The 12,698-nt window shown below is 63.1% G+C and carries 13 protein-coding genes; 5 read left to right on the top strand and 8 right to left on the bottom strand.

Annotated features, from left to right (window positions below):
- Positions 1-13: 13 nt before the first annotated feature.
- The 4 genes from EXN22_RS23740 to dksA form a co-directional block, all read right to left on the bottom strand.
- Complete coding sequence (locus EXN22_RS23740) at positions 14-2,968, bottom strand: sensor histidine kinase (protein ID WP_165392258.1); 2,955 nt, start codon at positions 2,966-2,968, stop codon at positions 14-16.
- Positions 2,952-3,128 carry a hypothetical protein gene (locus EXN22_RS23735; protein ID WP_003250005.1) on the bottom strand — a complete coding sequence of 59 codons (177 nt, stop codon included), beginning with the start codon at positions 3,126-3,128 and terminating at the stop codon, positions 2,952-2,954. The genes EXN22_RS23740 and EXN22_RS23735 overlap by 17 nt, the downstream gene beginning before the upstream one ends.
- Positions 3,129-3,358: 230 nt before the next feature.
- Positions 3,359-4,246: a tRNA glutamyl-Q(34) synthetase GluQRS gene (gene gluQRS / locus EXN22_RS23730; RefSeq protein WP_130266339.1), complete on the bottom strand. Its 888-nt coding sequence runs from the start codon at positions 4,244-4,246 to the stop codon at positions 3,359-3,361.
- 61 nt (positions 4,247-4,307) lie between these two features.
- Positions 4,308-4,754, bottom strand: a complete 447-nt coding sequence (gene dksA, locus EXN22_RS23725) for an RNA polymerase-binding protein DksA (protein ID WP_130266338.1) — start codon at positions 4,752-4,754, stop codon at positions 4,308-4,310.
- A 245-nt stretch (positions 4,755-4,999) separates the two neighbouring features.
- Here dksA and EXN22_RS23720 point away from each other — a divergent pair, with 245 nt between their 5' ends.
- Positions 5,000-6,172, top strand: coding sequence for a pyridoxal phosphate-dependent aminotransferase (locus EXN22_RS23720; protein WP_130266337.1), 1,173 nt, complete (start codon positions 5,000-5,002; stop codon positions 6,170-6,172).
- The gene (sfsA, locus tag EXN22_RS23715) at positions 6,172-6,885 is read left to right on the top strand and encodes a DNA/RNA nuclease SfsA (protein ID WP_130266336.1); all 714 of its coding nucleotides are present in this window, start codon (positions 6,172-6,174) and stop codon (positions 6,883-6,885) included. Before EXN22_RS23720 ends, sfsA begins: the two co-directional genes overlap by 1 nt.
- Here sfsA and EXN22_RS23710 read toward each other — a convergent pair.
- The gene (locus EXN22_RS23710; RefSeq protein WP_130266335.1) at positions 6,875-7,192 is read right to left on the bottom strand and encodes a Rieske (2Fe-2S) protein; all 318 of its coding nucleotides are present in this window, start codon (positions 7,190-7,192) and stop codon (positions 6,875-6,877) included. The genes sfsA and EXN22_RS23710 overlap by 11 nt on opposite strands.
- 154 nt (positions 7,193-7,346) lie before the next feature.
- Between EXN22_RS23710 and EXN22_RS23705 the strand changes: the two genes are divergently transcribed.
- From EXN22_RS23705 to EXN22_RS23695, 3 genes are read left to right on the top strand one after another with little or no spacing between them, the layout of a single operon-like run.
- Positions 7,347-8,213 carry a heme/hemin ABC transporter substrate-binding protein gene (locus EXN22_RS23705; RefSeq protein WP_130266334.1) on the top strand — a complete coding sequence of 289 codons (867 nt, stop codon included), beginning with the start codon at positions 7,347-7,349 and terminating at the stop codon, positions 8,211-8,213.
- A gap of 50 nt (positions 8,214-8,263) precedes the next feature.
- A complete protein-coding gene (locus EXN22_RS23700) occupies positions 8,264-9,247 on the top strand; it encodes a FecCD family ABC transporter permease (protein ID WP_165392292.1) in 984 nt (327 codons plus the stop codon).
- Positions 9,247-10,014 (top strand): heme ABC transporter ATP-binding protein, encoded by a 768-nt coding sequence (locus EXN22_RS23695; RefSeq protein ID WP_130266332.1) that lies wholly within the window; start codon positions 9,247-9,249, stop codon positions 10,012-10,014. The genes EXN22_RS23700 and EXN22_RS23695 overlap by 1 nt, the downstream gene beginning before the upstream one ends.
- A 194-nt stretch (positions 10,015-10,208) precedes the next feature.
- Here EXN22_RS23695 and EXN22_RS23690 read toward each other — a convergent pair whose 3' ends face one another.
- The 3 genes from EXN22_RS23690 to EXN22_RS23680 form a co-directional block, all read right to left on the bottom strand.
- The gene (locus EXN22_RS23690) at positions 10,209-10,493 is read right to left on the bottom strand and encodes a TfoX/Sxy family protein (RefSeq protein ID WP_130266331.1); all 285 of its coding nucleotides are present in this window, start codon (positions 10,491-10,493) and stop codon (positions 10,209-10,211) included.
- 169 nt (positions 10,494-10,662) lie between these two features.
- Positions 10,663-11,007: a pentapeptide repeat-containing protein gene (locus EXN22_RS23685; protein WP_130266330.1), complete on the bottom strand. Its 345-nt coding sequence runs from the start codon at positions 11,005-11,007 to the stop codon at positions 10,663-10,665.
- 104 nt (positions 11,008-11,111) lie between these two features.
- Positions 11,112-12,674, bottom strand: coding sequence for a bifunctional aminoglycoside phosphotransferase/ATP-binding protein (locus EXN22_RS23680; protein ID WP_130266329.1), 1,563 nt, complete (start codon positions 12,672-12,674; stop codon positions 11,112-11,114).
- Between the last annotated feature and the right edge of the window lie 24 nt (positions 12,675-12,698).

The following is a 12,698-nucleotide window of genomic DNA, read 5'->3' as shown; positions in this document are numbered from 1 at the left end:
TCTCTCGACGGTCTCAGTTCACAGCGGACGTCGCTACGACATGGCGCGGTAGGGTCACTCGGATCCGGGTACCGCGTTGGCTCTGGCTATCAGCCGGGCTGTCGATGGTGATTTGTCCATAATGCTCTTCCACGATGGAATAGACCAGAGCAAGCCCCAGTCCGGTGCCTTCGCCCGGGTCCTTGGTAGTGAAGAAGGGTTCGAACAGACGATCCATGATGTTTTTCGGGATACCGCTGCCTTCGTCCTCGACGATCAGGTCGACGGTATGTTCGCTGGCCTCGCTTTTGACCCGTACGGCGCTGCCGGGCGGGGAGGCGTCGCGGGCATTGGACAGCAGGTTGATCAAGACCTGGGCCAGGCGCTGCGGATCGCCCTCGACCCAGTGGTCCGGATCGCAGAGGTTGAAGAACTGTACTTCGAAATTGCGCCGGTTCAAGGCCAGCAGACCGATGGCATCCTGGGCCACTTCGGCCAGGCACACCGGCTCGTCGCTGTGCTGGTGGCTGCCGGCATGGGCAAAGCTCATCAACGACTGGACGATACGCGAGATACGTTTGGTCTGCTCCAGGATCTGGCTGCTCAGCTCGGTGATCTCGCCATCCTCTTCGCGCTCTTCGCGCAGGTTCTGCGCCAGGCACGCGATGCCGGTGACCGGGTTGCCGATCTCGTGGGCAACCCCGGCGGCCAGGCGGCCGATGCTGGCCAGGCGTTCGGAGTGCACCAGCTTGTCTTCCAGGGCCTGGGTTTCGGTGAGGTCTTCGACCAGCAACACCAGGCCACTGTTACCCGGTGCCAGCGGCTCGTCGATGGCCGCCTTGTGCAGGTTCAACCAGCGGGTCTGGCCGTCCAGGCCCAGGCGCTGTTTGTGCAGGTGCTCGTCGGGCACGTTGATGAAGCCCAGCAGCAGGCCGCGCCAGGGCTCGGCAATGGTGGTCAGGCGCGAGCCGACCACGCGTTTGGCGGGGATGCCGGTGAGCTCTTCCATGGCCTTGTTCCACATCAGGATTTCCTGATCCTTGGCCAGCGAGCAGACGCCCATCGGCAGCTCCTGCAGGGTCTGGCGGTGGTAGCGGCGCAGGGCATCGAGTTCGGCGGCAAGGCCGGTCAGTCGCGAGTGGTAGTCTTCCAGGCGGCTTTCGATGAAGTGGATGTCTTCGGTAACGTAATTTTCGTTACCGGACTTGTAGGGCAGGAAGGTCTCGACCATGTCCTGAGCCACACTTGGGCCCATAAGCCCCGAGAGGTTGGCCTCGATGCGGTCGCGCAAGCGGCGCAGGGCATAGGGGCGGCGCTCGTCGAACGGTAGGTAGAGGTCGCGCAGGGCTTGTTCCACTTCCTTTTGTGCCGCCTTGGCGCCCAGGGGTTTGGCCAGTTGGGTGGCAAACTCCTGGGGCGAGGCGGCGTGCAGTTCACGGCGTTGTGGGCGACGCACGTTATCCACCGCACAGGCCTCGGCAGCGCTGACTTCTTCACTGCTGGCGTTGGTGAACAGCGAGATCAGGGTGAACAACAGCACGTTGGCGGCCAGCGAGGCGATCGCCGCCATGTGCCAACTGGTATCGTCGAGCACATAGATCATGTTCAGCAGCGGAATGTAGAAGCCCTGCAGGTTGCCCACCAGTGGCAATAGCATGGTCACCATCCACACCAGAATCCCTGCCAGCAGGCCGGCAATGAAGCCACGGCGGTTGGCGGTCGGCCAGTACAGCACTGAAAGCACGCCGGGCAGGAACTGCAAGGTGGCAACGAACGCGACGATGCCCAGGTTGGCCAGGTCCTGCTGGCTGCCCAGGGTCAGGTAGAAACCGAAACCGGCGGTGATGATCGCAACGATCAGCGCCCGGCGCGTCCATTTCAGCCAGCGGTAGATATTGCCCTCGGCCGGTGGCTGGTACAGCGGCAGCACCAGGTGGTTCAAGGCCATGCCCGAGAGGGCCAGGGTGGTGACGATGATCAGCCCGCTGGACGCCGATAGCCCACCGACATAGGCCAGCAGCGCCAGCGCCTGGTTGTTGGCGGCGATGCCCAGGCCCAGGGTGAAGTACTCCGGGCTGGTGCTGGCACCCATTTTCAGGCCCGCCCAGAGAATCAGCGGCACGGCCAGGCTCATCAGCAGCAGGAACAGCGGCAGGCCCCAGCTGGCGCTGACCAGCGAGCGCGGGTTGAGGTTCTCGGTGAAGGCCATGTGGTACATGTGCGGCATGACGATGGCCGAGGCGAAGAACACCAACAGCAGTGTGCGCCAGGGTCCTTCCTGCAATGGCGTGTGCAAGGCGGCGAGGGCGGTCTGGTTCTGCAGCAGCCAGACCTCCAGCTCATGGGGGCCGCCAAAGACGCCATACAGTGCATAGAGGCCGATACCGCCCAGGGCCAGCAGCTTGATGACCGACTCGAAGGCGATGGCAAACACCAGGCCTTCGTGTTTTTCCCGGGTGGCAATGTGGCGAGAGCCGAAGAAGATGGTGAACAGGGTGATCAGCGCGCAAAAGGCCAGGGCCACCCGGGCCTTGACTGGCTCGCCGGTCAGAATGCTGATGGAATCGGCCACCGCCTGGATCTGTAGCGCCAGCAGCGGCAGCACACCGATCAGCATGAAAATGGTGGTCAGGGCCCCGGCCCAGGTGCTGCGAAAGCGGAAGGCGATCAGGTCGGCCAGCGACGATAGCTGATAGGTGCGGGTGATCTTCAGGATGGGATAGAGCAGCACCGGCGCCAGCAGGAAGGCGCCGGACACCCCCAGGTAACAGGCGAGAAAACCGTAGCCGTACTGGTAGGCCAGGCCCACCGAGCCATAAAAGGCCCAGGCACTGGCATAAACGCCCAGCGACAGGGTGTAGGTCAGCGGGTGGCGGATGATCGAGCGCGGGATCATTCCGCGTTCGCTGACCCAGGCCACGCCGAACAGCACCAGCAGGTAGGCGGCGCTGATCAGGATCATCTGGGTCAGGCTAAAGCTCATCGGCATCACGTTGGCTCTGCAGGATAAAGGTCACGACGATCAGGATCAGCCAGAGCAGGTACGGGCGATACCAGGCACCGGTTGGCTCGATCCACCAGTCCATGATGGCCGGGGAGAACAGGTAGATCCCCACGACCAGAAGCAGGACCAAACGATAGATATACATGCTGGCCTCAAAGGTTAGGGCGCTGCGGCTTGGACTTATTATTGGCGCAAATGGCTGCGGCGATGGTAACGGGCTTGCACGTTTTTGCCAAAGAATTGAATTTTCAGGGCTTTCTGTGTCGAGGTGCGTACACCGTCCGGGTGGGAGCGGGCTTGCCCCGCGATGCGATACAGCAGGTAGATCGCAATCGCGGGGCAAGTCGGATCGCCGCATCGCCGCTCCCACGACGGTCAGTGCAGGTCGGCCTCGGGCACGCTCAGGCGCCCCGGCACGGCCGCAGGGTTCCAGTGCAGTGCAGCATGTGCAAGCACTTCGGCCGGGGTGCCTTGCTCCATACCCGCTTCGGTCGCCTGGCCCAGCGCGCGCAAGGCCCGTAGCAGCAGGGGCGTGGCCTGGCCTGCGGAAAGTGGCGGTGAGCGGTAGGACTTGCCCAGCTTGTGCCCATCGGGCTGCACGATCAGTGGCACGTGCAGGTAACGCGGATGCGACAGCCCCAGCAGTTCCTGCAGGTACAACTGGCGCGGGGTGTTGTCGAGCAAATCGGCGCCGCGAACGATATCGCTCACTCCCTGCCAGGCGTCATCGAGCACCACTGCCAGTTGATAGGCATAGAGTCCGTCGCGACGACGGATGACGAAATCACCCACATCGCGCCCCAGGTGTTGTTCAAAAGGCCCCTGAACGCGGTCTTCGAAACGGTAGGTCAACTCCGGCACGCGCAGGCGAATGGCCGCATCCTGCTGGGCATGACCGGCATTACGGCACAGGCCGGGGTAAATGCCGTTGTAACCCTCCAGTTGCTTGCGCGAGCAGGTGCAGGCATAGGCCAGGCCCTGGCGGAACAGGCGTTCGACTACCTCGGCATAGGCTTCATGACGCAGGCTTTGATAGACCACCTCACCATCCCATTCCAGGCCGTAGCTTTCCAGGGTTTGCAGGATCGCTGCCTGGGCGCCGGGGGCTTCGCGGGGCGGGTCGATGTCTTCCATGCGCACCAGCCAGGTGCCGCCGACTGCCCGGGCGTCGAGCCATGAGGCGAGGGCTGCTACCAGCGAACCGAAGTGCAGGAAACCACTGGGGGTGGGGGCGAAGCGACCGATGTAGCGGGAGTTGTTCATGGAGGGCAGGTATGAAAATGAAACGGGGCGCTTGATGCGCCCCGTTCGGATGGGAGAAGGATCAGCCTTTGCCGACCGTTTTTTCTTTCTTCTCCGCGATTTCCTTGCAGTCAAAGCACAGGTCGGCGGTAGGGCGGGCTTCCAGGCGGCGAAGACCGATTTCAACGCCGCAGGCGTCGCACCAGCCGTATTCTTCGTCCTGGATTTTCTGCAGGGTCTTGTCGATTTTCTTGATCAGCTTGCGCTCGCGATCGCGGTTACGCAGTTCCAGGGCAAATTCTTCTTCCTGGCTGGCGCGGTCGGCGGGGTCCGGGAAGTTGGCCGCCTCGTCCTTCATGTGGTCCACAGTCCGGTCCACACTGGTCATCAGTTCCTGCTTCCAGGCTCCGAGAAGTTTGATGAAGTGCTTGCGCATGGGGTCACCCATGTACTCTTCACCCTTGGTTACCTGATAGGGCTCGACGCCGTACATGGCCTGATTGGTTTTTTGCTTTTCTAGGGTGGACATGAATAGACCGCCTCTCACTTTTCTAATCCATTGCGCAGGCTGCTCCATCTCCGGCGCCCGCCGGCCCTGCGACTGCGAGCCGCCGAACTTACCAGATCGAATCGGGGTGCGCTACTCCCGGTTGTCAAGGCCGGGGCAACGGTGCCTGGCCTTGATGATCTTTGCAGTGGACCGCAGGTTTTGCCACACGTTCGACCCGGCGCATGGGTAGAATCAATATTCTAGACCCTTTTGAGAGAAGGCTAATGGCCCAGCCCTACAGTGCGCGCAGCCGCGCCATCGAACCTTTCCACGTGATGGCCCTGCTGGCCCGTGCCAACGAGCTGCAGGCCAGCGGCTGCGACGTGATTCACCTGGAAATCGGCGAGCCGGACTTCACCACCGCCGCGCCGATCATCAAGGCCGGCCAGGCCGCACTCGCCCAGGGGCATACCCGTTACACCGCTGCCCGCGGGTTGCCGGCACTGCGTGAAGCGATTGCCGGGTTCTACCAGCAACGCTACGGGCTGAGCATCGACCCGCAGCGCATCCTCATTACTCCAGGCGGATCCGGCGCTTTGCTGCTGGCTGCAAGCTTGCTGGTCGACCCGGGCAAGCACTGGCTGCTGGCCGACCCGGGCTACCCGTGCAATCGGCATTTCCTGAGGCTGGTCGAAGGCGCTGCACACCTGGTGCCGGTGGGGCCAGAGGTCAACTACCAGCTCACCGCCGACCTGGTCGAGCGACACTGGGACCAGGACACCGTCGGCGCGTTGGTTGCATCGCCGGCCAACCCGACCGGTACCGTGCTTGATCACGCCGAACTGGCCAGCCTGTCGGCCGCTACCCGCGCCCGCAATGGCCACCTGGTGGTGGACGAGATCTACCACGGCCTGACCTACGGCATGGATGCGCCAAGCGTGCTGGAAGTCGACGACGAAGCCTTCGTCCTTAATAGTTTTTCCAAGTATTTCGGCATGACCGGCTGGCGCCTGGGGTGGCTGGTGGCGCCCCCGGCGGCGGTGGCCGACCTGGAAAAGCTTGCGCAAAACCTCTACATCAGCGCCCCAAGCATGGCTCAGCACGCCGCTCTGGCCTGTTTCGAGCCCACCACCCTGGCCATTCTCGAAGAGCGCCGGGGCGAGTTCGCCCGCCGGCGCGACTTCCTCTTGCCGGCCTTGCGCGAGCTGGGCTTCAAGATTGCTGTCGAGCCCCAGGGGGCGTTCTACCTGTATGCCGATATCAGCGCCTTTGGCGGTGATGCCTTTGCCTTCTGCCGGCATTTCCTCGAAACCGAGCATGTCGCCTTTACGCCGGGCCTGGACTTCGGCCGCCACCAGGCCGGCCACCACGTACGCTTTGCCTACACCCAGAGTTTGCCGCGTTTGCAGGAGGCGGTTGAGCGGATCGCCCGTGGACTGCGGAGCTGGCAAGGCTGATGCGTTTTTCTCCAACACTTGAAACCGCCCGCTTGCTGCGCCGCTACAAGCGTTTCCTGGCCGACATCGAGCTGGCCAATGGTGAGCAGATGACCATCCACTGCCCCAACACCGGCTCGATGTTCAATTGCATGGTCGAGGGCGGCCAGGTCTGGTTCAGCCGCTCCAATGACCCCAAGCGCAAGCTGCCCGGTACCTGGGAAATCAGTGAAACGCCGCAGGGGCGCCTGGCCTGCGTCAACACCGGGCGGGCCAACGCCCTGGTGGAAGAGGCCCTGCGCGCCGGTATCATCAGCGAACTGGCCGGTTTTACCGGGCTCAAACGTGAAGTGGCCTACGGTGAGGAACGCAGCCGGGTGGATTTTCGCCTGGAGTTTGCTGACGGGCCGGCCTACGTCGAGGTCAAGAGCGTGACCCTGGGCTTTGCCGATTCCAGCGTGGCGGCCTTCCCCGATGCGGTAACCCAGCGCGGCGCCAAGCACCTGCGTGAACTGGCGACCCTGGCGCGTCAGGGAGTACGCGCGGTGCAACTGTACTGCGTAAACCTCAGCGGTATCGATGCCGTACGCCCGGCCGACGAAATCGACAGCGTTTATGCCGATGCGCTGCGTGCGGCGGTGGCCGATGGCGTCGAGGTACTTGCCTATGGCACACGGATCGACGGCGAGCAGGTCTACATCGATCGGCCATTGCCGGTGTTGCTCAATCGATAAGCCAGATGCCCTGGCTGTCTTCGCGACAGTCCAGGGCCGTCAGTTGCTCGCCTTCGCAGGGCCCCGCCACGCATTCGCCGGACTCGATCAGAAACAGTGCACCGTGGCGCGTGCAGGCGATCAGGCTGGCGCTGCTGTCGAGAAAGGCGTCAGGTTCCCAGTTCAGGGCGATACCGCGATGGGGGCAGTAATTGCGGTACAAATAAACTGTGCCGGCGCGCCGAACCGCGAAAATCCCCAGGTCATCGACACTGAAGCCTCTGCTCTGGCCTTCGCCCAGTTGCTCGGATCGACAAAGAAAATGCATGGTGAGGGGTTACCCGAAGTCACAGTGACGGCTTGACGTGCAAATGCAAATAATTATCAAATTGCCTGCATCCGCCGTATCGGACGCTTTATACCGTGCGTCCCCGGCATTATCCACCCGGATTGCCGCTCCTCCTCATTCAAGGAAGCCTGTTATGCGCCCACGTGCCCGCCTGATCGCCCTGTGTGCCGGTCTTGTGTTCAACACCCTGGCCCAGGCCGAAGCTTTGCCGCAACGCTGGGTCAGCGCCGGTGGGGCCTTGAGCGAGTGGGTGACGGCGCTGGGGGGCGAGCAGAAGCTGGTCGGGGTCGACACCACCAGCCAGCATCCTGAGTCGCTCAAGGCGTTGCCCAGTATCGGTTATCAGCGTCAACTGTCCGCCGAGGGCGTACTGAGTCTGCGCCCGGATCTACTGGTGGGTACCGAGGAAATGGGCCCGCCACCGGTGCTGGCGCAAATCCGTGGCGCCGGGGTCAAGGTCGAGCTGCTGTCGAGCAAGGCCGAGCTGGACGCAGTTAAAGGCAACCTGCTGAAACTGGGGCATCTGCTCGGGGCTGAACAACAGGCGCAAAAATTGTTTACCGACTATCACCAGCAACTTGATGACCTGCAGGGCAGGATCAAGCAGTTGCAAAGCACCCAGGCGGCCCCTGGGGTGATCCTGCTGGTCGGTCATGCCGGCTCCAAACCGATGATTGCCGGCAAAGGCACCTCCGGCGACTGGTTGCTCAGGCAAGCCGGTGCGCGCAACCTGGCCGACAACGAAGGTTACAAGAACTTCTCGGTGGAGGCCTTGGCGGCCCTCGATCCCGATGTACTGGTATTCGCCGACCGCAGCTTGAGCGGTGACCAGGCCTTGCAGGCATTGCTCAAGGAAAACCCTGCCCTGAACGCTTCGCGTGCGGCACGGAACAAGCGCCTGATCGAGTTGGACCCGACCCTGCTGGTCGGCGGTCTGGGCCCGCGCCTGCCCGTGACCTTGCAGCGCCTGTCCCAAGCCTTCTACCCAGCCGCGCAATGAACCGGCTGGTCAAACCGCGCACGCTGTTCGTCGCCCTGACGCTGCTGTGCCTGCTGGCGATCTGGTTGTCGCTGGCGCTGGGGCCGGTCAGCCTGCCATTGTTCGATACCCTGCGCGTGGGCGCGCGGCTGATCGGGCTGCCGGTGGCCGGCGAAGGGCTGGAGCAGGCCGAGTTGATCCTGGGTCAGATTCGCTTGCCGCGTACGCTGCTGGGGTTGGCGGTGGGCGCGGTGCTGGCGCTGTCCGGGGTGGCAATGCAGGGCCTGTTTCGCAATCCGCTGGCTGACCCTGGCCTTGTCGGTGTTTCCGCCGGTGCCGCGCTCGGTGCGGCGGTAGCGATTGTTGGCGGCTCATGGGCTGGTGGCATCCCCGAGGTGTTCGCGCCTTATCTGTTATCCCTGTGTGCGTTTCTCGGTGGCCTGGGGGTGACCGCACTGGTGTACCGCCTTGGGCGACGCGATGGCCAGACCAACGTGGCGACCATGCTCCTTGCGGGTATCGCCTTGACCGCCTTGGCCGGCGCGGCGGTGGGACTGTTCACCTACCTGGCCGATGATGCCACCTTGCGCACCCTGACGTTCTGGAACCTGGGCAGCCTCAATGGCGCCAGTTATCAGCGCCTGTGGCCACTGGTGCTGGTCGCCGTGCTGGTCTCGCTGTGGTTGCCGCGCCGGGCGCAGGCCCTCAATGCCTTGCTGCTGGGCGAGTCCGAAGCCCGGCACCTGGGCATCGAGGTCGAGAAGCTCAAGCGCGAACTGGTGTTCTGTACCGCGTTGGGCGTTGGCGCTGCGGTAGCGGCGGCGGGGCTGATTGGCTTTATCGGCCTGGTGGTGCCGCATCTGGTGCGTTTGCTGGCCGGGCCCGATCACCGCGTGTTGCTGCCGGCGTCGCTGTTGGCCGGTGCTTCGCTGCTGTTGTTTGCCGACTTGATCGCCCGTTTGGCGCTGGCACCCGCGGAGCTGCCGATCGGTATTGTTACCGCATTTATCGGCGCACCGTTTTTCCTCTATCTGCTGCTGCGAGGGCGTGCCTGATGCTGCGAGTCGAGAACCTGTCCCTGCGCCGTGGCGCGAACCTGGTCCTGAGCGACATCAGCCTGGCGCTGCAACCCGGTCAGGTGCTGGGGGTGTTGGGGCCCAACGGTGCAGGCAAGAGCAGCCTGCTCGGGGTGATGTGTGGCGAGCTGGAGGCCAGCCAGGGGCGGGTGAGCCTGGATGATCGCGGGCTGGCCGAATGGCCTGGCCAGCAGCGCGCCCAACGCCTGGCGGTATTGCCGCAGGTGTCCAGCCTCGGCTTTGCCTTCCGGGTCGAGGAGGTGGTTGGCATGGGCCGCTTGCCGCACCGAAGCGGCCTTGAACGTGACCAGCAGATCATCGACGCGGCGTTGCAAGCGGCCGACGCCAGCCATCTGGTCGGGCGTAGTTACCTGGCGTTGTCCGGTGGCGAGCGTCAGCGCGTGCACCTGGCACGGGTGCTGGCCCAGCTATGGCCGGGGGAGGAGGGGCGCATCCTGCTGCTCGACGAGCCGACCTCGATGCTCGACCCGTTGCACCAGCACACCACCTTGCAAGCGGTGCGCGAGTTCGCCGACCGCGGTGCAGCGGTGTTGGTCATTCTCCACGACCTGAACCTGGCGGCGCGCTACTGTGACCGTATCCTGCTGCTCGAACAGGGCCGCGCCCATGCCCTGGATACGCCGCAGCAGGTGTTGCGGCCTGACGCACTCAAGGCTGTGTTCGGCATCGATGTACTGGTACAGCCACATCCCGAGCGCGGGCATCCGCTGATCATTGCCCGCTAGCAGGCAGGTTGGGTGTTAGGCCGGGAAAACACCAGGCAAAAAAAGACCCGGCAAGTGCCGGGTCAATAACCGTGATTAGCCTGATGAGGAGATAATCTGAGAGTCCGAACCAGGGGCTTTCAGGTTACCCAACCAGTCTCGCGACCAGTTGTGATAATCATAACGATTCTCATTTCGTAGTCAAGCAGCGTGACTCAAAATTCTCGATTATTTTTCGTCAGGGCGGATTTACTGTCGAGTTCCTGGTTCAGGGCTTCCTTGCGTTCGGCTGGAATATCGTTCCAGTGCACATCGAGCAAGGCGCCTTCAATCGCATAGAGCAGCACCTTCGAGGCGCGGAAGCCGCGGGTACGCACGGCCTTGTAGGCACTTACCGCACCCAGTCGGCGCAGGTCGGATGCGCTGTGGATGCCGACCGCATGCAGCCATTGCGCAGAAGTCTTGCCAAGGTTTTTCAGATGCTGAAGTTCATCGTTCATCAAGCCTCCTTGCGACGGCTGAACGGGTCTTGATTATGGAATCGCGAGCAGGTCAAAGAGGAGTGTAGCGGCACTTGGAAAATACGCGGCGTTTTGCCATCCATGTGCCGACGGGTAGCCGAACGCCGCCCGCCAGGCCGTAGCCGGTGGGCATGTCGTCCAATAGGAGTCAGCGTGTACGGTAACGCAGGCGTGTGCCGAAGTTGACCGACATGAGGATCTCGTCGGCGCTCAGTTCGCTGGGGAAATAGGTACCGGAAATCTGCGCGTGGGCAAGGCTGGCGCCTTCCAGGCCGTTATGGCGCAGGTCCAGGCCGCGCAGGTCGGAAGCGCGGAAATAGGCATCGGTGAAATCGATGCCGCAGGTGTCCAGCTCACGCAGGTCGAGCCCACGGAAATCACCGCCACGAAAGTCGACGGTGCCGTCCTTGGGTTTCTCGCGATTGAAGCTGGCGATCTGTTCGTCATGCACCAACGCATACAGCGCGCTGTCCAGTTGCCGTGGCTGATTCATAAGGCGCCTCCTTGTTTGAGCTTATGGTGACATTATAGTGCCATCATTGCGGAGGCGCCTGGAATCAGGCGTGAAGTGTCGACTGCTTCACGTCCTGGATTGCATCAGAGCCCAGGCAGGCGCTGGCGGATCTGCTTGACCAGCAGATCGAGGCTGCCGCTCTCGTTGGTTTCCACGCGTTTGCTTTGCAGCAGCTCTTCGGCGCTGAGCGGGTCACGGCTGGCCTGCTGGGCCTTGACCACGTCCAGGGTGGCATCCGACGGATCGTTCTGGTCGGCCTGGCGCTGGGCCAGCCAGCTGGCAATCACTGCATCCGGGGCATTGCAGTCGAGGATCAGGAACGGCACGCCGGTTTCGCTGGCAACGCCGGCGGCGGCCTGACGCTGGTCCTGGTTGAGGTAGGTGGCGTCGATCACCACCGGGAAGCCGGCACGCAGGAGGGTTTGCGCCAGTTGGTGCAGGCGCTGGTAAGTGGCCTGGCTTGCGTCTTGAGTGTAGATGCCGGCTTGCAACTGGCCGGCATTGGCGCTGGCCTGCTCACCGAACAGGCGCTTGCGCTCAACGTCCGAGCGCAGGCGGATGGCGCCCAGGGCGTCAACCAGGCGCATGGCCACGTGGCTCTTGCCCACCGCGGAAACGCCGTGGGTAATGGCCAGGAAGCGCGAAGGGATGGCGCTGTAGCTCTCTGCCAGGTTGGCATAGTTGCGGTAGGTGCGCAGGGTGGTGGCACGCTGCACGGCATCGGCGTTGGCCGGCATGCTGAACAGGGCGACCTTGGCCCGCACCAGTGCACGGTACGCCTTGTAGAAATTCAGCAGTTCCAGGCCGGCGTAATCACCGGTCAGTTCCAGGTACTGGCTGATGAAGCGGCGCGACAGCGATTTGAGGCCACGGTCTTCAAGGTCCATGGCCAGGAAGGCGGCATCGGCGTACACGTCGGTCAGGCGGAACGGTTCGTTGAACTCGATGCAATCGAAGATCACCACCTTGCCGTCGATCAGGGTGGCGTTGCCCAGGTGGATGTCACCGTGGCACTCGCGAATGAAACCTTCTGCTTTACGCGTGTCCAGCAGCGTGTGCAGGCGCTTGAAGCTGTCCTGGGCCCAGGCTTGCAGCGCTTCGAGTTGCTGCAGGTCAGCCTTGTCGGAAAGGAACGGACGAATCTGCTCGAAGTTCTGCTCGACCGGCGCCATGACGCTGTCTGGCGTGCCCAGCGGGTGTTCGACGGCGACTTTCGGTGCGGCCAGGTGGAAGCGGGCGATCTGTTCGGCCATCTGGTCGATGTGCGCGGCGGTCAGCTCACCATTGGCCTGCAGGGTGCTGAGCATCTGGCTCTGCGGGAACTGGCGCATCTGCAGCGCGTATTCGATCGGCGCGCCTTCACCACCCAGTTGCGGGGCTTGGGCGCTGCCGGTGATCGGCAGCACTTGCAGGTACAGGCCTTCGGTCAGGCGCTGGTTCAGGCGCAGCTCTTCGTTGCAGAAGTGCTCGCGCTGGGACAACTCGGTGAAGTCCAGGAAGCCGAAGTTCATCGGCTTCTTGATCTTGTAGGCATAGTCACCGGTGAGCAGCACCCAGGAGATATGCGTCTCGATGACCTGAAAAGCCTTCACAGGATGAGGGAACAGGGCGGGATTCTGCAGGGCAGTGATCAAGGCTTGGCTCACGGGCGATCCTTCTGGGTCGGGAGA

This window comes from Pseudomonas tructae, from assembly GCF_004214895.1.
In the GTDB taxonomy this organism is placed as follows: Bacteria; Pseudomonadota; Gammaproteobacteria; order Pseudomonadales; family Pseudomonadaceae; genus Aquipseudomonas; species Aquipseudomonas tructae.
Note: the sequence above shows the minus strand (reverse complement) of the source record. Positions and strands in the feature narration are given on the sequence as shown.